Origin of the sequence: Saccharothrix carnea, from assembly GCF_003014735.1 — a bacterium.
Classification (GTDB): domain Bacteria; phylum Actinomycetota; class Actinomycetes; order Mycobacteriales; family Pseudonocardiaceae; genus Actinosynnema; species Actinosynnema carneum.
In genome coordinates, this window is the sequence record NZ_PYAX01000007.1 from 322230 (window position 1) to 342257 (window position 20028).

Below are 20028 nucleotides of genomic sequence, written 5' to 3' on the forward strand. Positions count from 1 at the left end.
GACCTGTGGGAGCATGAACATGTCTAGTCGTCTGTAGGAGTAGGTGGTCATGCTCGATCTAGGAACTATAGACAGAACGGTGGATCGTCCGCCGTATCGGCAGATCGCTGACATCCTGCGTCAGCACATCGAGCGCGGTCGCCTGGCTCCTGGGGAGCAGTTGCCGTCCGAGGCCGTGATGATCGAGCACTACGGCGTGGCTCGGATGACGGTTCGTGAGGCCATCAAGGAGCTGCGAACCGAGGGCTTGGTGGTGGCGCAGCACGGTAAGGGTGTCTTCGTGCGGTCGGCGCCGCCGGTGCGTCGGTTGGCGTCGGACCGGTTCGCGCGGCGGCATCGGCAGGAGGGGAAGTCGGCCTTCCTGGCTGAGGCGGAGGCGGCTGGGCATGTGCCGGGGGTTGATCAGATCCGGGTGACCAACGAGGCTGCGTCGGCTGAGGTGGCGGAGCGGTTGGGGTTGAAGCCGCGGGAACGGGTGATCGTGCGGTCGCGGCGGTACCTGGCTGATGGGCGGCCGGTGGAGGTGGCGACGTCGTACATCCCCGAGTCGATCGCGAAGGGGACTCCCATCGCGGAGGTCAACACCGGGCCTGGTGGCATCTACGCGCGGATCGAGGAGGCGGGGCACGAGCTGGCGCGGTTCACCGAGGAGGTGTCGGCGCGGATGCCCTCGCCGGATGAGCGCAAGGCGTTGGAGATCGGGTCCGGGTCGCCGGTGTTGACGTTGGTCCGCACGGCGTTCGACACCACGGGCCGTGCGGTGGAGGTCTGCGACACGGTCAAGGTGGCCACGTCGTTCGTGCTGGAGTACGACGTTCCGGCCAGGTAGAGCAGTTGCGAATGCGAAGAGAATGGCGGACTAGTTGAACTCCTCTAGACGACTAGCTACCGTGTGCTTGTCTAGAGGACTAGGTGAGCTGATTTGCTCCGGTCGAGGAGCGCGGAAGATCGAGAAAGGTCAATGATGGCTATTCCTGCTGGTCACAGGTTCCCGATCACCTTCGACGAGCTGTTCCCGCAAGGGTTCTACGTGCTGAAGGTGGAGCGGGCGCAAGAGTTCAACGACGGCAAGGCGCCGCGTCCGGCCAACGACAAGGTGACGGGCCTGCCGGTGTGGACGGTGCAGGGCACGGACCCCTCGGCGCGCGGCAAGAACACCGGGGCGGTGGTCAAGATCGCCTCGGAGTACCAGCCGGTGCCGCCCGAGGTGCTGCCCGGTACGCCGTTCCGCCCGGCGGTGTTCACCGGTCTGAAGGTGTCGCCGTACGTGCGGGACGGCTGGGTCAACTACACGATCTGGGCCGAGGAGATGTTGTCGCCTCAGGACGCCGCGAAGGGACGGCGGTCGTCGGGCAAGCCGGATGCCCCGGCGGCTGTGGCGTAGGTGGCAGGCGATGGCGCAGCAGAAGAAGCCTGATCCGTGGAAGGAGGCTCGGGCGGTGCGGACGCTCCACGAGGCGCATACGGCGTTGGTGCCGGTGATGCCCGCGCCGGACGCGCCTCGGAAGCAGTGGCGGGACTTCTACCTGCGGTCGGCCGAGGTGTACGGGCGGGTCGCGGAGATCGACCGTGGACATCACCACGAGGCGTTGTACTGGGCGAAGCGGGAACGGGAGAAGGGCGAGGAGATCGCGCGTGCCCTGGCGTCAGGGTCGGTGGCGAACGATGGGAACGACCGGTGACGGGACGGCCCAGACCGGTCGCCAAGAGCGGCGCAGGTAACCGGTACACGGTGCGGCTGCGGGTGGCTGAGTTTCAGCGGGCGGCGCGTCGGTCGGCGCTGTACTCCGACTACGTGTTGGCTCCCGCGATGGGTGTGAACCGCTCGACCGTGTCGCGGGTGTTGACGGGCGAGATCCGGCCTGGTGCGGCGTTCATCGCCGGTGCGTTGGCGGCTTTCGCGCCGCTGTCGGTGCAGTTCGAGGACCTGTTCGAGGTCGTGCCGGAGTCGTAGCCGTGCCGTGGGTGCGTGACAACTGAACAGATGCGGCTGGTCGGTGATGGTCGCGGGGAGACAGTCCAAGTCTTGGCGGGCTCCGGCTGTCTCCCTGCGACTCACCTGACTGGCTTCGCCATGCACTTTTGTTGACACACAAGGGATTCCAGACATGTCAAGGGTATCTCGTCGCGGGGGACGTGCGTCAAATCGGGCCGTCGCCTCGTCAGGGTGGAAGCTGTCCAACGGTTCGAAGTGCCAGCGGTGCAAGCGGTTCGGTGTGTTCGCGCCCGGACAGCTCGCCTGCTGCGCCTGCCTGGGGTGGCTCGCGCTCATCTTCACCCCTGCAAGGGGTGTGGCCTGATGGCGCGATGGGTCGATCCGGCTCCGTTCGAGGGTGCTCGGCCTCGGGTGCCGTGGTGGGCGTTGGTGCCGGGCAAGCTGAAGTGGCTGGCACTGCTGGTCGCCGTGGTGTGGCTGGCTGTGGTCGGCGTCGTACGCCTGGCGCTCGTCGTGGTCCGGTACCCGGTGGTCACGCTGGCGCCGTTGACGGCGGCCTGGTCCTGGCTGCGGTTCGGGCTGTCGCCGCTGGTCCTGGCCTTGCTGAGCCTGACGGTGGGGCTCACGGTCTGGGCTGGCCTGGATCGGGCATCGTTCCTGCGGCACGTGTGGTTCCGGCTCGTCACCGAGTATCGGCGGGCGACGGTGTACGTGCCGCGTTGGCGCACCACCATGCGCTTGGCGGAGCTGGCCAAGGACAACCGGGGACGTGAGTACCGGCCCAGGCTGCGGCGGGTCCGCTCCGAGGGATGGCGGGACCGGGTACGGGTGCGGATGATCCCGGCGCAGGCTCCTGAGGCGTGGGAGCTGCGCCGTGACGGCCTGGCGCACTCGTTCGGAGCGCAGTCGTGCCGGGTGCGGGTGCTGCGGCCGAAGGTGATCGAACTCGACTTCATCCACTCCGACCCGTTGGCCCGGTCGCTGCCAGTGCCCGCACTGGCCAATGACGCTGATGTGGTCGATTTGAAGCGAGTCGTGGTCGGGCGCACGGAGACCGGTAAGTCGTGGCGGATTCGCTTGCAGGGCAACCAAGTCCTTGGCGTCGGCGTGCAGGGTGCGGGCAAGGGATCGGTGCTGTGGTCGATCATCTGGCACCTCGCTCCGGCAGTGCGGGCCGGTCTCGTGCGCCTGGTGGGCATCGACCCCAAGGGTGGTATGGAGCTGGGGCAGTGCCCGGACGCGTTCGCCCGACTGGTGTTCGACAACGGCCGTGAGGCGGTCGAGCTGCTGGAGGAGCTGGCGGCTGAAGTCAAGGATCGGGCGGCACGGTACCGGGGTGTCCGCCGGCTGTGGGCGCGCTCGAACGGTGAGCCGTTCACGGTGCTGGTGGTCGATGAGCTGGCGGACCTGATCGCCTATCAACCGGACAAGGGCCTTCGTGAGCGGGCCACCCGCGCCATCCAGACCATCACTTCCCAGGGCCGGGCTCCGGGCTTCTGTGTCCTGGGCCTGGTGCAGGACCCGCGCAAGGAGGTCGTGGGCTTCCGACACCTGTTCGGTACACGCATCGCGCTACGCCTGGACGAGTCGGCGCAGGTCGACATGGTCCTTGGCGACGGTGCCCGTGCCCGTGGCGCTGCGGCCCACGAGATCAGCGAGCAGACACCCGGCGTCGCCTGGGTGAAGACAGACGGCAGGGGAGAACCGGAGCGGGCTCGGGCCTTTCACGTGACCGACGCGGACTTGGTCGAGCTGGGCGTCTTCCTGGCTGACGCGGCGGTGCACGAGTTCCCCACTCGTCCGGACGGCACTGGGGAGGTGGCGGCATGACGATCCCTGCCGTGCCGCTGGACGTGGCGGGCATGACCTCGGCCGAACGCGCCCGGCTGCCGCTATCTCTCGACGTGGTGAAGGCAGCCGCCGAGCAACACGGCGTCTGCACCCGGCCCGTGCTGCGCGAAGTAGTGGACCTGGACACCGGAGAGGTGCGGATCGTCGGTATCCGTTGCAACTCCACTCAGGCGTCCAAGTGCCCGGCCTGCGCCGAGCGCAACCGTCGCTCCCGCATGGCCCAGTGCCGTGAGGGCTGGCACCTCGACCACGAGCCCGTGGCCGAGCGGCACGCGCCCACGGTCGACCAGGTTGAGCTGGTCACCTACCGCTCGGATCTGACCGCCGAGTACCGCCGCGCCGTGGCTGAGGGCGCGGTCGATCAGGTGGAAGACCTGCGCGAGGGCATCCGGGAGGCGGACGCGGACCTGAAGCGGGAGGGAGTTCGCGGGAACCTCCCCAACGTCGAGAGGCCCGGGCGACCGGCGCCCACGCGGTCCACCCGGCGCAGGCAGGACGCGCCCAACCTGCCTCGGCGGAAGGTCGCCAAGCGCACGGTCGGCCGCGAGTTCGCGGGCAAGTACCGGCCGTCGACCTTCGTCACGCTCACCCTCGACTCGTACGGCAAGGTCGGGCCGGACGGTGCCCCGGTCGACCCCGACACCTACGACTACCGGCGGGCGGCTCGGGACGCGGTGCACTTCGCCTCGCTGGTCGACCGGTGGTGGCAGAACCTTCGTCGGGTCGTCGGCTGGGACGTCCAGTACTTCGGCACGGTCGAGCCCCAGCGCCGGATCACCCCTCATGCGCACTTCGCCGTGCGCGGCTCGATCCCGCACAAGGTCGTCCGCCAGGTCACAGCGGCCACGTACTTGCAGGTGTGGTGGCCACAGCACGACCGGATGGTCTACGGCGGCGACCGGCTGCCGGTCTGGGACATGCGGACCAAGGGCTTCGTGGACCCGGACACCGAGCAGCCGTTGACCACCTGGGCCGACGCCGTGACGGACCTCGACGGCCCGGCCCACGTGGTCGAGTTCGGTCGTCAAGTGCACTCCAAGGGCATCCTCGGCGGCACGGAGGAGTCCGGGCGGCACATCGGCTATCTGACCAAGTACCTCACCAAGTCGATCACCGAAGTGGTGGACGCGGACACCTCACCACGCCTGGCCGACCACGCTGACCGCCTGGCCGCAGAGCTGGCCGTCACGCCCTGCTCGGAGCGCTGCGCGGTCTGGCTGCTCTACGGCGTCCAACCCAAGGGCGTCACGTCCAAGACCACCCCTGGCCACTGCAAGGGCAAGGCGCACCGCCGAGACACCCTCGGCCTGCCCGGCCGTCGTGTCCTGGTCTCGCGTCGCTGGTCGGGCAAGACGCTGGCCGAACACAAGGCGGACCGGGCCACGTTCGTTCGGGAAGCGCTCAAGGCTGCGGGCATCGCCAAGCCAGAGGACGAACGCGCCCGGCTCCAGTGGGGACCGGTCCGCCCCGGTGACCCGCACGCCCCGTCCCGGACAGAGCTGCTGATGCACATGATCGCCCAGCGGCTCGCCTGGCAGGCCGAGTACCAGCAGGCACAAGCCGCGTCGGCACCTCCGCCGGACCTTTCAGCAATCGCAGCTTGATCAAGGGGGGAGCCGTGGGGGAGATCGAACCGCTGTGGGGCGTGGAAGAGGTCTCGGCGTTCCTGGGAGTGCCGGTGAAAACGCTCTACCAGTGGAAATGGCGTCGCTACGGGCCGCCAGTGCGGAAGGTCGGCAAGCACCTCCGCTACGTGCCTGCACAAGTCCGCCGGTGGGTCGAAGACCTCGCCGCCTAGCTGTTTCAGCAGTTCAACAGACAGGAGGAGTCTGTCGTGGGGCACATCCAAGATCGCTGGTGGAAGGAGGAGCGCGACCCCGTGACGCAGCAGGTCACGCGGGTCAAGACCTCCTCGTACGGCAAGGGCCTGCGCTACAAGGTCCGCTACCTCGACCCACAGGGCACCGAGAAGAGCAAGAGCTTCCCGGACCGGCAGAAGAAGCGGGCGGAAGACTTCCTGCTGGCGGTCGAGTCAGACAAGCGGGAAGGCAAGTACGTCGACCCGAAAGCCGGAGAGATCAAGTTCTCCACGTACGTCGAGACCTGGTACGGCGGTCAGTCGCAGGACGCGGCGACGCAGGAGAACCTGCACAACCAGGTGGAGAAGCGCCTGACCCCGTTCTTCGGCGCAATGAGCATGAAGGCCGTGACCATCCCGAGGGTCCGTGAGTGGATCGGCTGGATGACCGAGGAGAGCCTGAGCCTCCGTTACCAGCAACTTCTCTTCGATCGGCTGTCCTCGATCCTGAACGCGGCCGTGGAGGAGAAGATCATCACCTCCAACCCGTGCAAGGCGCGGAGCGTGCAGCGGCCGTCACCACCGGAGCGCAAGGTCACCACGTGGCCGGTGGCACGGATGCGCATGGTCCAGCTCGCGTTGCCCGCCGAGTTCCAGATAGCGCCTGTCCTCGCTGGAGGGGCGGGCCTGCGGCAGGGAGAGGTGTTCGGCCTGGCGGTGGAGGACATCGACCGCGACGCGATGGAGCTGCACGTCGTGCGTCAAGTGCGGATCGTGGCGAACCAGCTGGTGTTCGCCATGCCCAAGAGCAAGAAGACCCGAACCGTGCCGCTGGGCGGTGGTGTCCTGGACGCCCTGGACGATCACCTGGAGGCACACCCGCCGGTGGACGTCACGCTTCCGTGGGAACGGCCGGGTGGGGAGCCGTTCACGGTCCGTCTGGTCCTCACGATGAACGGTGAGGCATGCCGACGCCAGACGTTCAACATGGGCGTGTGGCGACCGGCGTTCGAAGCCGCAGGGCTCGTCTACCGGCCGCAGGACGACGGGATGCACGGCCTCCGGCACCTGTACGCATCCAGCCAGCTGGAGAACGGCGTCTCCATCAAGGTGCTGTCGGCGCTCCTCGGCCACAACGACCCGGGCTTCACGCTCCGGACCTACACGCACCTGATGCCGACCAGTCACGACCGCAGCCGCAGAGCGGTCGACCGCCTCTTCAAGCCCCGGAAACGGCCTGACGGCCTGGAGACGGCCTGATCATGGAAATCAGGGGTGTCCAGGCCATGAAAGCCCAGGTCAGGAGTAGATCGCGAACCAGATGGCGATGTAGTGGCACAACGCCGCCAGCACGGTGGCCGCGTGGAAGAACTCGTGGTAGCCGAAGACTTCCGGCCAGGGGTTCGGCCAGCGGGTCGCGTAGAAGACGGCGCCGGCCGTGTAGAGCAGGCCGCCGACGAGGAGCAGGACCAGGGCCGCCACGCCGACGTGGTGCAGCAGGTCGGGCAGGACGAAGACCGCCACCCAGCCGAGCGCGATGTAGATCGGCACGCCCAGCCACCTCGGGGCGTGCGGCCAGGCCAGTTTCAGCGTCACGCCGCCCAGGGCACCGGCCCAGACCACGATCAGCACCACGTTGCCGGTGCCGGGGTCCATCGCCAGCAGGGCGAACGGGGTGTAGGTGCCGGCGATGAAGACGAAGATCATCGAGTGGTCGAGGCGCTTCATCCACGTCCGCGCCCGCACGCTCACCCAGTTCACCCGGTGGTAGAGGGCGCTGACGCCGAACAGGCCGAGCACCGTCACCCCGTACACCGACGTCGCCAGCGCGGCCTTCGCGGACACGGTGGCGGCGGCCAGGGCGACCAGCGTGGCGCCCGTCGCCACGGACACCACGAACGACCAGAGGTGCAGCCATCCCCGCAGGCGGGGCCGCAGGGCCGGCTGTGGCTGGTGAGTCGACGTGGTCACGCCCCGAGGTTACGGGAGCGTAGGTGACCCGGTCAGCACACGACGGCGTGACCGCGACCACCCGGCGTACGCTCTTCCAGCGTGGGTCTTCGCGAGCGCATCAAGGACAAGCTCCTCCTGCCGGTCTACGAGTACCGCCTCAACCGATGGCTCGACGGCAAGCAACGACCACGTCACGTCGGCGTGGTGCTCGACGGCAACCGCCGGTGGGCCAAGGAGGCGGGCTTCACCGACGTCGCCCACGGCCACCGCGCCGGCGCCCGCAAGATCCTGGAACTGCTGAGCTGGTGCCGCGAGGCCGAGGTCGAGGTGGTCACGCTGTGGATGCTGTCCACGGACAACCTCAACCGCCCGGCCGAGGAGCTGGACCCGCTGCTCGACATCATCGCCGACATCGTCGACGAACTCGCCGAACCGGGTAACCCGTGGCGCATCCGGCACGTCGGAGCGCTGGACATGCTGCCGACCGAGACCGCGGCCCGGCTGTCCGCGGCGGCACTGCGCACCAAGGGCCGCACCGGCCTGGAGGTCAACGTCGCGGTCGGCTACGGCGGCCGGCAGGAGATCGCCGACGCGGTCCGCAAGCTGCTGCAGAAGCACGCCGAGTCCGGCGGCACGATCGAGGAACTCGCCGAGGTGCTGGACGTCGACCACATCGCCGAGCACCTCTACACGTCCGGCCAACCCGACCCGGACCTGCTCATCCGCACCTCGGGCGAGCAGCGGCTGTCCGGGTTCATGCTGTGGCAGTCCGCGCACTCCGAGTTCTGGTTCACCGAGGCCTACTGGCCCGAGTTCCGCCGCACCGACTTCCTGCGCGCCCTGCGCGACTACGCCATCCGGCACCGCCGCTTCGGCTCCTAGGACGCCGCACCCCCGCAACGCCCGAGGGCGGCACCCCCAACGGGAGGTGCCGCCCTCGGGAACTCCAGCGTGGGACTCAGTCTTCCGAGCTGTTGTCCCCGGCGTCTTCGCTGTCGTTGTCGTCGTTGTCGGTCGCGATGCAGAGGTTCTCGTCGTTGTTCGAGAGGATCGGGATCGCGAGGACGTTGACCTCGATGTTGCAGACGTTGACCTGGCTCAGCAGGTCGGAGTCGTTGCCGAAGTTGATGAGGCCGAACTGGTCGGCGTACTGGCCGCCGTCCTCGTCGTCCTCGAAGTACTGCTGGTTGTGGTACTCGCCAACGGCGGTGTAGTGGCCGTCGTCGTAGTCCCCGCCGTGCGGAGTCGCGAACGCGGGGGAGCCCAACAGCATGAGACCGGCCGCGGCGATGGCGACGGCACCTGCCTTCTTGAACATGTAAACACACTCCTCTAGTGGGGAATTGATGTGACGCCCATAACCTTGCTCGTGCGTTCCGAGCATTCGGGGAGTCTGCGGCTCAGGCGTTTGCCCTCGCTCCGGTAATTTACTGGCTGGTGTTGCGGATTGCACCCGGATGAACACCATCGTGTGAATGATTTATTCTCTGGTTTGACGCCGAACTTGAAATCCGGACGTCCTGCCCACATGTTGGTGTCGGGGCATATCCACGGTATTGCGCGCTATCCGGTTATTCGACGGTGCGCACGTCGTCGGTCGCCCGTTCGGCGACCTGGGCGCATCCGCCGGCTCGGAGGTCGGTCGGGCAGGTCGGGAACTCTCAGCTGCCGTCGTTGTCCGAGGTGAGGCAGAGGCTCTCGTCGTTGTTCGACAGGACCGGGATGCCGAGCACGGCGTTCACCTCGACGTCGCACACGTTCAGGCCGCTCGCGACGTCGGAGTCGTTGCCGAAGTTGAGCAGGCCGAACTGGTCGACCACGTTCCCGTCGCCGTCGTCTTCGTTCACGAAGGTGAAGCCGGGCTCGGAACCGTGCTCCTCCTCGTGGGGCTCACCGGTCACGGCGAACGCCGGGGCACCGACCAGCATCAGCCCGGCCACGACCGCGGCGAGCGTACCTGCCTTCTTCAGCACTTCACACTCCTCTTTGCGGGTTTCCCCGGTTCATCCGGCACCGCCCGGAAGCCGGGCGTGGCCACCTGTCCGGCAAACTACCGAATCTCCGCCCCCAGGTGGATCTACGTAACACCATTGTGTGATCGGCCGATCGTGGTTGTCCCTCGTTACGGTGTCGTTTGTCGCCATAATTCGTCGGCACCGTTCCACTGTGGTAAACCGGGCGGTCATCTCGTATGGTCTTCAGTCCGTGGACGGCGACCGGATCGTGCGTGAGTACCTGCTGCTCGGGCTGCGGCTCGACCGGCTGCAACCCGGCCTGGTCGACTCGTTCACCGGCGACCGGGCGCTGCGCCGCGCCGTGGACGTCGAGCCGAGGCCGCACCCCGTCGCGCTGACCGAGCAGGCCAGGCTGCTGCGCCGCGAACTGCCCGGCGCCGACCTGGAACCGGACCGCAAGCGCTTCCTGGACGCCCACCTGGTGGCCGCCGAGACGATCGCGCGCAAGTTCGCGGGCGTGCGCGTCGGCTTCGTGGAGGAGGTGAGTGCGTACTTCCAGGTAGACATCCGCCCCGGCCACCCCGACACCTACCGCCGCGCGCACGCGAACCTGGACGAGCTGCTGCCCGGCCCCGGCACGCTGGCCGAACGCCTTGCCGACCACCGCGTGCTGGACGAGGTGCCTCCGCGCCGGCTCAAGGCCACCGTGCACGCCCTGTCGAGCGCGCTGCGCGACCGCGTGCGGCAGCGGTTCGAGCTGCCCTCGAACGAGGTGGTGGAGTACGAGGTGGTCACCGACAAGCCGTGGAGCGGCTTCAACTACTACCTGGGCGGCTTCCGGTCGAGGGTGGCGATCAACGCCGACCTGGGCCACCGCATGTCGAACCTGCCGCACCTGGTCGCGCACGAGTCCTACCCCGGCCACCACACCGAGCACTGCCGCAAGGAGGTGGGCCTGGTCGGCAAGCGCGGGCACGCCGAGCAGTCGCTGTTCCTGATCAACACGCCGCAGTGCCTGATGGCCGAGGGCATGGCCGAACTCGGCCTGCACGCGGTGGTCGGCGCGGGCTGGGGCCGGTGGGCCGAGGAGATCATGGCCGACCTGGGCCTGCGGATGGAGGGCGAACTCGCCGAGCGGGTGGAGAACGCGCTGTCAGGCCTGCTCACGGTGCGTCAGGACGCCGCCCTGATGCTGCACGACCGGCGTGCCCATCCGGATGACGTGGTGGACTACCTGTGCCGGTGGCTGCTGGTCCCCGAACGCCGTGCCCGCCACATGCTGCGGTTCCTCGGTGACCCTCTGTGGCGGGCGTACACGACGACCTACGTGGAGGGCGTGCGCCTCGTCCGCGCGTGGCTCGACCTCCGCGCCCGCACGGACACGTTGAGTGACCGCTACCTGAGACTTCTTGACGAACCACTGGTGCCGGCGGCGTTGGCGGAGGAGGTCGCGGCCGGCGTGCCCTGGCTGTCCGGCGACCCTGGGTGACGGAGGGTCCCACGTCCAGCCGCACCGGCTCTGAGCTGCGTGGACGAGCTCGTGTTGCGCCGATGTGACGGCCGGTGGTGGCCCGTGCGCACCCAACGTGGCCATCTTTCTTCAGTTTTGCGGAGAAGTGACGAATTGACGAATCACCTGTGTGGCTGCCTGCATAAGAGGGACCTGCGGAGGTAACTTCCGGTTGGCGGGACGCGTCCACTGCGGACCGCGCAGGGAGGCCCTGATCGTGGCGGTAAGCGCGAGGGGGCCGGCACCCGGCCCTCGTGGTCGGCACGCCTGAGCTAGACGGCGTGCCGGTCGATCGGGGTGGTGCCTGGCCCAGCGAGGAGCGGACGCGGGTGCCGCGTTCGTGAGGGAGTTGCCGTGAACGCACGACGACCCGCGAGCCGTTCCTCAGGCTCATCGCGCAGCACTTCCCGGCGCCGTGGCGCGCCGACGACCAACACGTACGTGGTGGACACGTCCGTGCTGCTCTCCGATCCCCTCGCCACCACGCGGTTCGCCGAGCACGAGGTCGTGCTGCCGCTCGTGGTGATCAGCGAGCTGGAGGGCAAGCGGCACCACCCGGAGCTGGGTTGGTTCGCCCGGGAGGCGTTGCGCCTGCTCGACGACCTGCGCCTGCGGCACGGCCGGTTGGACCACCCGGTCCCGATCGGCGACCAGGGCGGCACGTTGCGCGTCGAGCTCAACCACAGCGACCCGGAGGTGCTGCCCGCGGGTTTCCGCACGGACTCCAACGACGCCCGCATCCTGGCCTGCGCGCTCAACCTCGCGGCCGAGCGCGACAGCGTCACGCTGGTCACCAAGGACATGCCGCTGCGGGTCAAGGCGGGCGCGGTCGGCCTGGCCGCCGAGGAGTACCGGGCGCACGACGTCACGTTGTCCGGTTACTCCGGGATGTCCGACCTGGACGTCGACCAGTCCGTCGTGGACGCGCTGTACCGCGACACCGTGATCGACCCGGCGCTGTTCGACCTGGCGCACGTCGGCGAACTGCCGTGCCACAGCGGGTTGCGGCTGCTGGCGGGCACGTCGAGCGCGTTGGGCCGGGTCACGCCGGACAAGCAGCTGCGGCTGGTGCGCGGCGACCGGGAGGCGTTCGGGCTGCACGGTCGGTCGGCCGAGCAGCGCGTGGCGCTGGACCTGCTGCTGGACACCGAGGTCGGCATCGTCTCGCTGGGCGGACGGGCCGGTACCGGCAAGTCGGCGCTCGCGCTGTGCGCGGGGCTGGAGGCGGTCATGGAACGCCGCCAGCACCGCAAGGTCGTGGTGTTCCGCCCGCTGTACGCGGTCGGCGGGCAGGAGCTGGGGTACCTGCCCGGTTCCGAGAGCGAGAAGATGCAGCCGTGGGCGCAGGCGGTGTTCGACACCCTCGGCGCGCTGGTCAGCCAGGACGTGGTCGAGGAGGTCATGGACCGCGGCATGCTGGAGGTCATGCCGCTGACCCACATCCGCGGCCGGTCGCTGCACGACTCGTTCGTGATCGTGGACGAGGCGCAGTCGTTGGAGCGCAACGTGCTGCTGACCGTGCTGTCGCGGTTGGGCGCCAACTCGCGGGTCGTGCTGACGCACGACGTGGCGCAGCGCGACAACCTGCGCGTGGGGCGGCACGACGGGGTGGCGGCCGTCATCGAGAAGCTGAAGGGCCACCCGCTGTTCGCGCACGTCACGTTGACGCGGTCGGAGCGTTCACCGATCGCCGCGCTGGTCACCGAGATGCTGGAGGACTACGCCTCCTGACGCCGTGACGCCGCAGCCGCCCCGGTCGCCTGGACCGGGGCGGCTGTCATCTTGCCGTCCAGGGCCTTCGCGACCACCGCCAGGACCGCGGCGGCGACCAGCACGAACAGGGCGTTGCGCAGGGCGGTGCCGAAGCCCAGCTCGGTCGCGTCGAGGAACGGGTACGGGTACCAGTCGGTGAGCGCGCCGTGGACGAACGTGTAGGCGATCCACAGGACCGGCCAGATGAGCAGCGCCTTGGCCGCGGTCGCCCAGTCGACGCGCGGGCGCGGGCCGAACAGCAGCCAGCCGAGCACGGCGAGCACCGGTGACACCTGGTGGAAGCCGGCGTTCACCCACCAGCCGATGCCGACGTGGTGGACCAGCGGTGCGAGCACGAGGGCGAACACGATGCCGGTGATCGTGATGCCGAGCAGGGCGTCCAGCCGGGCCACCCGCCAACCGCGGCCGTCGCGGGCCGGGTCCAGCGCCAGGGTGATCGCCACGTACAGCACGAACAGGTTGCTCTGGATGGTGAAGTAGCTGAACAGGCGTATGAGGCGGACACCGAGCGTGACGTGCCCCTCGGCCTGACCGGTGTTGACGTCCGCCCCGCCGGTGAAGATCAGGACCAGTTGGGTGATCAGGGACGCGGCGATCACGGCCGCCAGGACGCCGTGCCAGACCCGTGAGCCGGTGTGCCGGGGTGCGCTGCTCATCGTCGGATCATCGGGCCGGTGCGGCGGTTTCGCTCGGCGACCGCCAGGGCACCGGGCCCTGGCGGTCGCGCGGTCTACCAGCCAGACGGCAGCGGGCGGCCCTCGGCGAACCCGGCGGCGCTCTGCACGCCGATCGTGGCCTTGGCGTGGAACTCCTCCAGCGTCTGGGCGCCGGCGTAGGTGCAGGCGCTGCGGACGCCCGCGGTGATGGCGTCGAGCAGGTCCTCGACACCGGGGCTGGTCGGGTCCAGGCGCATGCGCGAGGTGGAGATGCCCTCCTCGAACAGGCCCTTCCTGGCGCGGTCGAACGCGTTGTCGGTGCGGGTGCGGGCGGACACGGCGCGCTTGGACGCCATGCCGAACGACTCCTTGTAGAGCCGGCCCTGCTCGTCGCGCTGCAGGTCGCCGGGCGACTCGTAGGTGCCGGCGAACCAGGAGCCGATCATGACGCTGGACGCGCCGGCGGCCAGGGCGAGGGCGACGTCGCGCGGGTGCCGGACACCGCCATCGGCCCAGACGTGCTTGCCGAGCCTGCGCGCCTCGGCGGCGCACTCGGCGACGGCGGAGAACTGCGGGCGTCCGACGCCGGTCATCATCCGGGTGGTGCACATCGCGCCCGGGCCGACGCCGACCTTGACGATGTCCGCGCCCGCTTCCACCAGGTCGCGGACGCCCTCGGCGGTGACGACGTTGCCGGCGACGACCGGGACGGTCGGGCGGGCCTCGCGGACGGCCTTGAGCGCGGCGAGCATCTTCTCCTGGTGACCGTGCGCCGTGTCGACGACGAGGGTGTCCACCCCGGCTTGGAGCAGTTGCTCGGCCTTGGCGGTGACGTCGCCGTTCACGCCGATCGCGGCGGCGACGCGCAGCCTGTTCGCGTCGTCGAGGGCGGGTTGGTAGACGCCCGCGCGCAGGGCGCCCAGGCTGGTCATCACGCCGCGCAGTCGGCCCTCGGCGTCGACCCCGAGCGCGACCCGCTGGGTGCCGTCGTGGAGCCGCTCGAAGACGTCACGCGGAGCGGTGTCCATCGGAAGTGTGACGATCCGTTCGTCGGCCACGTCGTGCAACCGGGTGAACCGGTCGACGCCCGCGCACGCCGCCTCGTCCACGACACCCGTGGGCCGGCCGTCGTCGTCGATCACGACCACCGCGCCGTGCGCGCGCTTGTGCAGGAGGTTGACCGCGTCGGCGACCGAGTCACCGGAGCGCAGGGTCAACGGGGTGTCCCACACGGTGTGCCGTGCCTTCACCCACTGGACGATCTCCGCCACCGCCTCCGGCGCCACGTCCTGCGGGAGCACCACCAGCCCGCCGCGCCGCGCCACGGTTTCCGCCATCCGCCGTCCCGCCACCGCGGTCATGTTCGCGACCACGATCGGGATCGTCGCCCCCGTTCCGTCGGAGGTCGACAAGTCGACACCGAACCTCGAGTCGACGGCCGATCGGCCGGGCACGAGGAACACGTCGTCGTAGGTCAGGTCGTAGCTGGGCCGATGCCCTTCGATGAACCGCACGAGAGCTTGACGATACCCGCGTCGCGGCGAATTCGCCCTGGTTGTGCGCACCAGAGGCGCGATCGGTACGGGGTCTGCGGTTGTGTCATCCTCCAAACCGCACTCGTGCGGCCACCACCGCGTCACCCCCGGTCGCGTCAGTTGGCGCCGGGTTCGTCACCGGGCCCGCTCAGGGCGTCGGCGAGGAGCGCGTCGAGCGCTTGCCGGGAGGCCTGGAGCCGGGTGATCGTCTCGTCGATCCGGGTGTGCTCCCGTCGCAGGTGGCCGATCATGCCGGGACAGGGCGCCGGTCGGAGTCGCTCACCCTCGCCGTGCACGCAGTGCAGCACCTCGGCGATGACCGCGGTGGACAACCCGGCCGCGAGCAGGGCGCGGATGTGCCCCACCGTGGTCACGTGGGACTCGTCGTACTCGCGGTAGCCGTTGGACCGGCGGCGCGCCCGGAGCAGGCCCTGCTCCTCGTAGTACCGCAGCAGGCGCTCGTTCACCCCGGTTCTGCGGGCCAGGGCACCGATCTGCACGGGCGCCTCACTCGTTCGCGGTTGACCTTCTCACTGGTGTGAGACTTTAGCTTTCCTCCATCCGTCGTCGGAGGAGGAAGAAGGTGTGTTCATGTCGGGCGTGGTGATCATCGGGGCCGGACCGGGCATCGGGTTGTCGGTCGCCCGTCGCTTCGCGCGCGAGGGGTGGTCGGTCGCCGTCGTCGCACGATCGGAGGTGAAGTTGACCGCGGTGGCGGAGAGCTTGGCGGGCGTTCCCGTTTTCGCCCGGGCCGCGGACAGCACGGACGAGACGGCGCTGCGTTCGGCTCTCGACGCCGTGAGCGAGCGGATCGGCGTGCCGGACGTGGTCGTGTACAACGCGGCGGTCATCCGAGCCGACCTCCCGGGTGAGTTGTCGGTGGCCGGCCACCAGGACGCGTGGGCGGTCAACGTGGTCGGCGCGATCACGGCGGCGGCGCACGTCGCACCGGCGATGGCGCGACGCGGCAGCGGTTCGTTCATCATCACCGGCGGGATGCCCGAGCCGAAGCCGGCGTACGTGAGCCTGTCCCTCGGCAAGGCCGGCGTTCGAGCGCTCGTGGGACTGCTCGACGAGCAGTACGGTCCGGCCGGGGTGCACGTGGCGACCGTCACCGTCGACGGCCCGGTCGCGCCGGGAACGGCCTTCGATCCCGATGACATCGCGGAGCACTACTGGCGGCTGCACACCCAACCCCGGCACCGGTGGGAGCGGGAAGTCGTGCACAGCACTCACGGCCGCGCGCGGGCGGCGGAGGAGGCCGGGGCGGACAGCATCGTGGCCGACCTGGTGGGCGCCTGGCAGACGGCGTTCGACGATCGGCGGTGGTCGGACATCGTGTCGCTGTTCGCCGAGGACGCCGTGTTCCAAGGCCTCACCCCGAGCCTGCTCGTGGGTCCCGCGGAGATCTCCGCCTACTACCACGCCGTCCCGAACGGATTTCGCGCCACCGCGAAGGTGCTGCACGCAACCGCGCTGGGCGACGGAATCGTCGCCGGTTTCGCGGACGCGACCTTCACCACCCCCACCTCCGAGCCCCGCCCGATCCGCCTGTCGATCATCGCCCAGCGCATCGCGGACCGTTGGCTGATCCGCCAGTACCACGCCGCGGCGCTCTCGTGAGTCAGGCGCCCACCGCAGCCGCGACCCGACCGCCGCCGTGCCGACCCGACCGGACGGACTGGCCTGGAGAGGCGGCTGGTCTGGACAGGCGGCTGGTCTGGCGTGGCGGGCTGGCTGGGCTGGCGGGTCTGGCGGAGCGGCGGGCTGGCGGGTCGGGCGGAGCGGCGGGTCGAGCGGGATTGGCTGGGCGGCGGTTCGGCTCGGGCTGGCTTGGCGGTCGGTGGGCAGGCTGGGCGGGTCGTTCGGGTGGTGCGGCCGGGCTGGGTGTCGAGCTGGTTCGCGGGTGCGTGGTGTGGTCGGGCCGGGTGCGGGTGGCGAGGGTGCGTGGTGGTGGTTCGGCTGGGGGATGGTTGTCGGGGTGGTTGAGGGCTTGGTCGGGGGCGGTGGGTGGTCGGGCGCGTGGCGGGGGTTGGTTGGCTTCCTCTTCGTTTCAACCGAGGGGCGGTAACAGTGTTTCCGTACATTGTGCGGCCATGATCACCCGATCGTGTTCGGATCGGTCGGCGCGCGCTGGGGCAGGAGGGCGCGGACGGTGTCGATGGAATCCGCCTCACCAGCGTCTTTGTCCGGTCGGTACCTGAGCACGCGGGCGAAGCGCAGGGCCACGCCGCCCGGGTAGCGGGAGCTGACCTGGACGCCGTCCAGCTCGATCTCGATCACCAGCTCCGGCCGGACGGTCACCACCCAGTCGGTCCGCTCGGTCGCGATCGCCATCAGCTCACGCGTCTGCCACGCCAGCAACTCGTCCGTCAGCCCCTTGAACGTCTTGCCGACCATGATCGGCGCACCGCCATCGGGATCCCGCGCACCCAAGTGCAGGTTCGACAGCAGCCCCTTCCGCCGACCGCTGCCCCACTCGACCCCGATCACCACCAGGTCGAGCGTGTGCACCGGCTTCACCTTCTGCCACGCCCGCCCGCGCCGGCCGGCCGCGTACACCGACTCCAGCGACTTCACCATCACTCCCTCGTGCCCGGCGGCCAGCGCCTCGTCCAGCACCTGCGCGGCCTCCGCCTCCGCCGGCGACACCGCACCCGGGATGACGTGCGCCCCCGCCACCCGCCGCAACGCGTCCAGCCGCACCCGCAGCGGCTGGTCCAGCAGGTCCTCCCCGTCCAGGTGCAGGCAGTCGAAGAAGAACGGGCTCAGCAGCAGCTCCCGCACGTCCTGCGCACCGAACCGGCTCATCGTCTCCTGGAACGGCCGGGGCTTGCCGTCGTCGGTCAACGCCAGCGTCTCCCCGTCCAGCACCACCGACGTGCATGGCAGCGCCCGCACCAGCTCCACCAGCTCCGGCACGGTGCCGGTGATCTCGCGCAACGTCCGGGTGAAGATCCGCACCTCGTCACCGGACCGGTGCACCTGGATCCGCGCACCGTCCAGCTTGTGCTCCACCACGCACGACCCCAGCTCGGCCAACGCGTCGGGCAGCGACTCCGCCGGTGACGCGAGCATCGGCCGCACCGGTCTGCCCACCTCCAGCCGGAACGCCGCCAACGCCTCCTCACCGCTCATCGCCGCCACCGCCGTCCCCGGCAGCGAACCGGACAGCATGAACGCCCGCCGCACCACCTCGCCGGGCACCTCGGCCGCCCGCGCGATCGCGTCCAACATCACCCCTTCGAGTGCGCCTTGACGCAGCTCACCGGTCAGCAGCCGACGCAGGAAGTCCTGCTCGGCCGCCGTCGCACGGCCGAACAGCGAGGTCAGCACCTCGACCCGCCGAGCCGACGACCCCTTGCCGCTGATCGAGGCGAACGAACCCAGCGCCGAGTCCACGTCGGACACCGTGAGCGAAGGTTCGGCAGCGGGCGGAACGTCCAGGTCGAACACGGTGCGCCACCCCACGCCGATCCGACCCTGACTGGGCACGCCCACCAGGAACGACACCACCGCGGCCGTGCTCATCCGGCGCACCAGCCCGGCCAGGGCGGCGACCTTGGCCAAGCGGGACCGCGTCGCCGCCACCGCGGCGGACGTCTCGACGACTTCGGTGAACAACACGTCGACCATGGTGCACCCGAGCACCGACAAAAACCGGTCAGACGGCGGCGAACAGCTCCCGCACGGCCTCCCGCAGCCGGTCCGGGGTCAGCGCCGCGTACCCGAGCACCAGCCCGGGGAACGTCGGCGTGCGCGCGTACCGGGCCAACGCCGGCGCGTTCACCCCGCGCCGCGCCAGCCGCTCCTGCAACGCCACGTCGTCCGTCCCCGCCGGCAGCCGCACGACCACGTGCAGCCCGGCCGCCACCCCGATCGGCTCCCACTCCGGCAGCACGGCCCGCAGCTCGGCCAGCAACGCGTCCCGCCGCGACCGGTACAGCTGACGCGTGCGGCGCAGGTGCCGGTCGTACCCGCCGGTGCCGAGCAGCCGGGCGAACGCCGCCTGGTGCAACGTGCCCGTACCCAGGTCGTCCAGCCGCTTGCGGTCGACCACCACGTCGCGCATCGACGGCGGCAGCACCAGCCACCCCAGCCGCAACGCGGGCGCGAGCACCTTGCTCGCACTGCCCTGGTACACCACCCGCGTCGGGTCGAGCGCCTGCATCGCGCCCAACGCCGGCCGGTCGTAGCGGTGTTCGGCGTCGTAGTCGTCCTCCACCACCACCCCGTCGCACGCGCGCGCCCACTCCAGCAGCGCGCGCCGACGCGACGGATGCAGCACGACACCCAACGGGAACTGGTGCGCCGCCGTGACGACCACCGCGCGACAGTCCGTTGTGGACAGGAGATCGACGCGGAGACCGTCCGAGTCGACCGGGATGGGCCGGACGGTCAGGCCGTGCGACGCCAGCATCTCCGCGGCACCGAAGTGGCTCGGCTCCTCCACCGCCACGCTCCGGTGCCCGCCCGCGTGCAGGACCCTGCCCAGCAACGAGATCCCCTCCGCCGCGCCGTTGGTCACGACCACTTCGGACGGTCGTGCCGCCACCGCGCGCACCCGGCCGAGGTAGTCCGCCAGCTCGCGCCGCAACGGCCCGAAACCGGCCGGGTCGGGGTAGCCGAGGTCGTCGGTGGACAGGTCCGCCAGCGCCGACTTCTGCGCCTGCATCCACTCGTCGCGCGGGAACGCGCTCAACGCGGGCACGCCGGGCTTCAAGTCGTACCGGAACCCCGGGGCGGGTTCGGGTGTGGCGGCCGGGCCGGGCCACGTGCAGGCGGCCGTCACGGTGGTGCCCGAGCCGCGTCGTGCGGTCAGGTAGCCCTCGCCGATGAGCTGCGCGTACGCGGACGTGACCGTGCCGCGGGCGACGCCGAGCTGGGCGGCCAGGTCGCGGCTGGACGGCAGGCGGGTGCCCGGTGCGAGCCGCCTGTCCCGCACCGCGCGGCGCAGCTCGGACTCCACCGCGCGCCGTCCGTTCGGGGCGGGGAGCAGGAGCTCGCGGTAAGTGGTCCAGTTGGCAGGCATCGAAGTGGAGCTTAAACCTGGACCACTGG

The 20028-nt window shown here is 70.0% G+C and carries 20 protein-coding genes; 12 read left to right on the plus strand and 8 right to left on the minus strand.

Annotation, left to right across the window (positions count from 1 at the left end):
* The first annotated feature begins 49 nt into the window (after positions 1 to 49).
* From B0I31_RS22550 to B0I31_RS22585, 8 genes are all read left to right on the plus strand, one after another.
* Positions 50 to 829, plus strand: coding sequence for a GntR family transcriptional regulator (locus B0I31_RS22550; protein ID WP_106617548.1), 780 nt, complete (start codon positions 50 to 52; stop codon positions 827 to 829).
* Positions 830 to 964: 135 nt separating this feature from the next.
* Positions 965 to 1384, plus strand: coding sequence for a hypothetical protein (locus B0I31_RS22555; RefSeq protein ID WP_106617549.1), 420 nt, complete (start codon positions 965 to 967; stop codon positions 1382 to 1384).
* 10 nt (positions 1385 to 1394) lie between these two features.
* On the plus strand, positions 1395 to 1682 hold the full coding sequence (locus B0I31_RS22560) for an AMED_5909 family protein (protein ID WP_106617550.1): 288 nt from the start codon (positions 1395 to 1397) through the stop codon (positions 1680 to 1682).
* 62 nt (positions 1683 to 1744) lie between these two features.
* Entirely contained in the window at positions 1745 to 1954 is a 210-nt protein-coding gene (locus tag B0I31_RS22565) for a transcriptional regulator (RefSeq protein ID WP_245950246.1), read from the plus strand.
* Positions 1955 to 2299: 345 nt separating this feature from the next.
* The gene (locus B0I31_RS22570; RefSeq protein WP_106617346.1) at positions 2300 to 3766 is read left to right on the plus strand and encodes an FtsK/SpoIIIE domain-containing protein; all 1467 of its coding nucleotides are present in this window, start codon (positions 2300 to 2302) and stop codon (positions 3764 to 3766) included.
* Entirely contained in the window at positions 3763 to 5391 is a 1629-nt protein-coding gene (locus B0I31_RS22575; protein WP_106617347.1) for a replication initiator, read from the plus strand. The genes B0I31_RS22570 and B0I31_RS22575 overlap by 4 nt, the downstream gene beginning before the upstream one ends.
* A 14-nt stretch (positions 5392 to 5405) precedes the next feature.
* The gene (locus B0I31_RS22580) at positions 5406 to 5585 is read left to right on the plus strand and encodes a helix-turn-helix transcriptional regulator (protein WP_073895785.1); all 180 of its coding nucleotides are present in this window, start codon (positions 5406 to 5408) and stop codon (positions 5583 to 5585) included.
* A 36-nt stretch (positions 5586 to 5621) separates the two neighbouring features.
* A complete protein-coding gene (locus B0I31_RS22585; protein ID WP_106617348.1) occupies positions 5622 to 6845 on the plus strand; it encodes a tyrosine-type recombinase/integrase in 1224 nt (407 codons plus the stop codon).
* A gap of 39 nt (positions 6846 to 6884) precedes the next feature.
* Here B0I31_RS22585 and trhA read toward each other — a convergent pair whose 3' ends face one another.
* Entirely contained in the window at positions 6885 to 7556 is a 672-nt protein-coding gene (trhA, locus tag B0I31_RS22590) for a PAQR family membrane homeostasis protein TrhA (RefSeq protein ID WP_219910758.1), read from the minus strand.
* 117 nt (positions 7557 to 7673) lie between these two features.
* Between trhA and B0I31_RS22595 the strand changes: the two genes are divergently transcribed.
* Positions 7674 to 8420 (plus strand): isoprenyl transferase, encoded by a 747-nt coding sequence (locus tag B0I31_RS22595; protein ID WP_387488059.1) that lies wholly within the window; start codon positions 7674 to 7676, stop codon positions 8418 to 8420.
* A gap of 76 nt (positions 8421 to 8496) precedes the next feature.
* On the opposite strand, the gene B0I31_RS22600 is transcribed toward B0I31_RS22595, so the two are convergent.
* Together B0I31_RS22600 and B0I31_RS22605 are read right to left on the minus strand one after the other, a co-directional pair.
* Positions 8497 to 8856: a hypothetical protein gene (locus tag B0I31_RS22600; protein ID WP_106617350.1), complete on the minus strand. Its 360-nt coding sequence runs from the start codon at positions 8854 to 8856 to the stop codon at positions 8497 to 8499.
* A 343-nt stretch (positions 8857 to 9199) separates the two neighbouring features.
* Positions 9200 to 9511, minus strand: a complete 312-nt coding sequence (locus B0I31_RS22605; RefSeq protein WP_106617351.1) for a hypothetical protein — start codon at positions 9509 to 9511, stop codon at positions 9200 to 9202.
* Between the two features lie 232 nt (positions 9512 to 9743).
* Here B0I31_RS22605 and B0I31_RS22610 point away from each other — a divergent pair, with 232 nt between their 5' ends.
* Positions 9744 to 10982 carry a DUF885 domain-containing protein gene (locus B0I31_RS22610; protein ID WP_106617352.1) on the plus strand — a complete coding sequence of 413 codons (1239 nt, stop codon included), beginning with the start codon at positions 9744 to 9746 and terminating at the stop codon, positions 10980 to 10982.
* Positions 10983 to 11444: 462 nt separating this feature from the next.
* Positions 11445 to 12734, plus strand: a complete 1290-nt coding sequence (phoH2, locus tag B0I31_RS22615) for an RNA 5'-3' helicase PhoH2 (protein ID WP_073895799.1) — start codon at positions 11445 to 11447, stop codon at positions 12732 to 12734.
* On the opposite strand, the gene B0I31_RS22620 is transcribed toward phoH2, so the two are convergent.
* The 3 genes from B0I31_RS22620 to B0I31_RS22630 all read right to left on the minus strand — a co-directional run bounded on the left by B0I31_RS22620 (position 12722) and on the right by B0I31_RS22630 (position 15467).
* On the minus strand, positions 12722 to 13432 hold the full coding sequence (locus tag B0I31_RS22620) for a Pr6Pr family membrane protein (RefSeq protein ID WP_106617353.1): 711 nt from the start codon (positions 13430 to 13432) through the stop codon (positions 12722 to 12724). The genes phoH2 and B0I31_RS22620 overlap by 13 nt on opposite strands.
* Before the next feature lie 74 nt (positions 13433 to 13506).
* Entirely contained in the window at positions 13507 to 14946 is a 1440-nt protein-coding gene (locus tag B0I31_RS22625; RefSeq protein WP_106617354.1) for a GuaB1 family IMP dehydrogenase-related protein, read from the minus strand.
* Positions 14947 to 15083: 137 nt separating this feature from the next.
* The gene (locus B0I31_RS22630; RefSeq protein ID WP_106617355.1) at positions 15084 to 15467 is read right to left on the minus strand and encodes a MerR family transcriptional regulator; all 384 of its coding nucleotides are present in this window, start codon (positions 15465 to 15467) and stop codon (positions 15084 to 15086) included.
* A gap of 91 nt (positions 15468 to 15558) precedes the next feature.
* Between B0I31_RS22630 and B0I31_RS22635 the strand changes: the two genes are divergently transcribed.
* Positions 15559 to 16590: an SDR family NAD(P)-dependent oxidoreductase gene (locus tag B0I31_RS22635; protein WP_146173909.1), complete on the plus strand. Its 1032-nt coding sequence runs from the start codon at positions 15559 to 15561 to the stop codon at positions 16588 to 16590.
* A gap of 477 nt (positions 16591 to 17067) precedes the next feature.
* Here B0I31_RS22635 and B0I31_RS22640 read toward each other — a convergent pair whose 3' ends face one another.
* Both B0I31_RS22640 and pdxR read right to left on the minus strand, forming a co-directional pair.
* Complete coding sequence (locus tag B0I31_RS22640) at positions 17068 to 18594, minus strand: ATP-dependent DNA ligase (RefSeq protein WP_106617552.1); 1527 nt, start codon at positions 18592 to 18594, stop codon at positions 17068 to 17070.
* A 37-nt stretch (positions 18595 to 18631) separates the two neighbouring features.
* On the minus strand, positions 18632 to 19999 hold the full coding sequence (gene pdxR, locus B0I31_RS22645; RefSeq protein ID WP_106617357.1) for a MocR-like pyridoxine biosynthesis transcription factor PdxR: 1368 nt from the start codon (positions 19997 to 19999) through the stop codon (positions 18632 to 18634).
* Positions 20000 to 20028 lie beyond the last annotated feature (29 nt).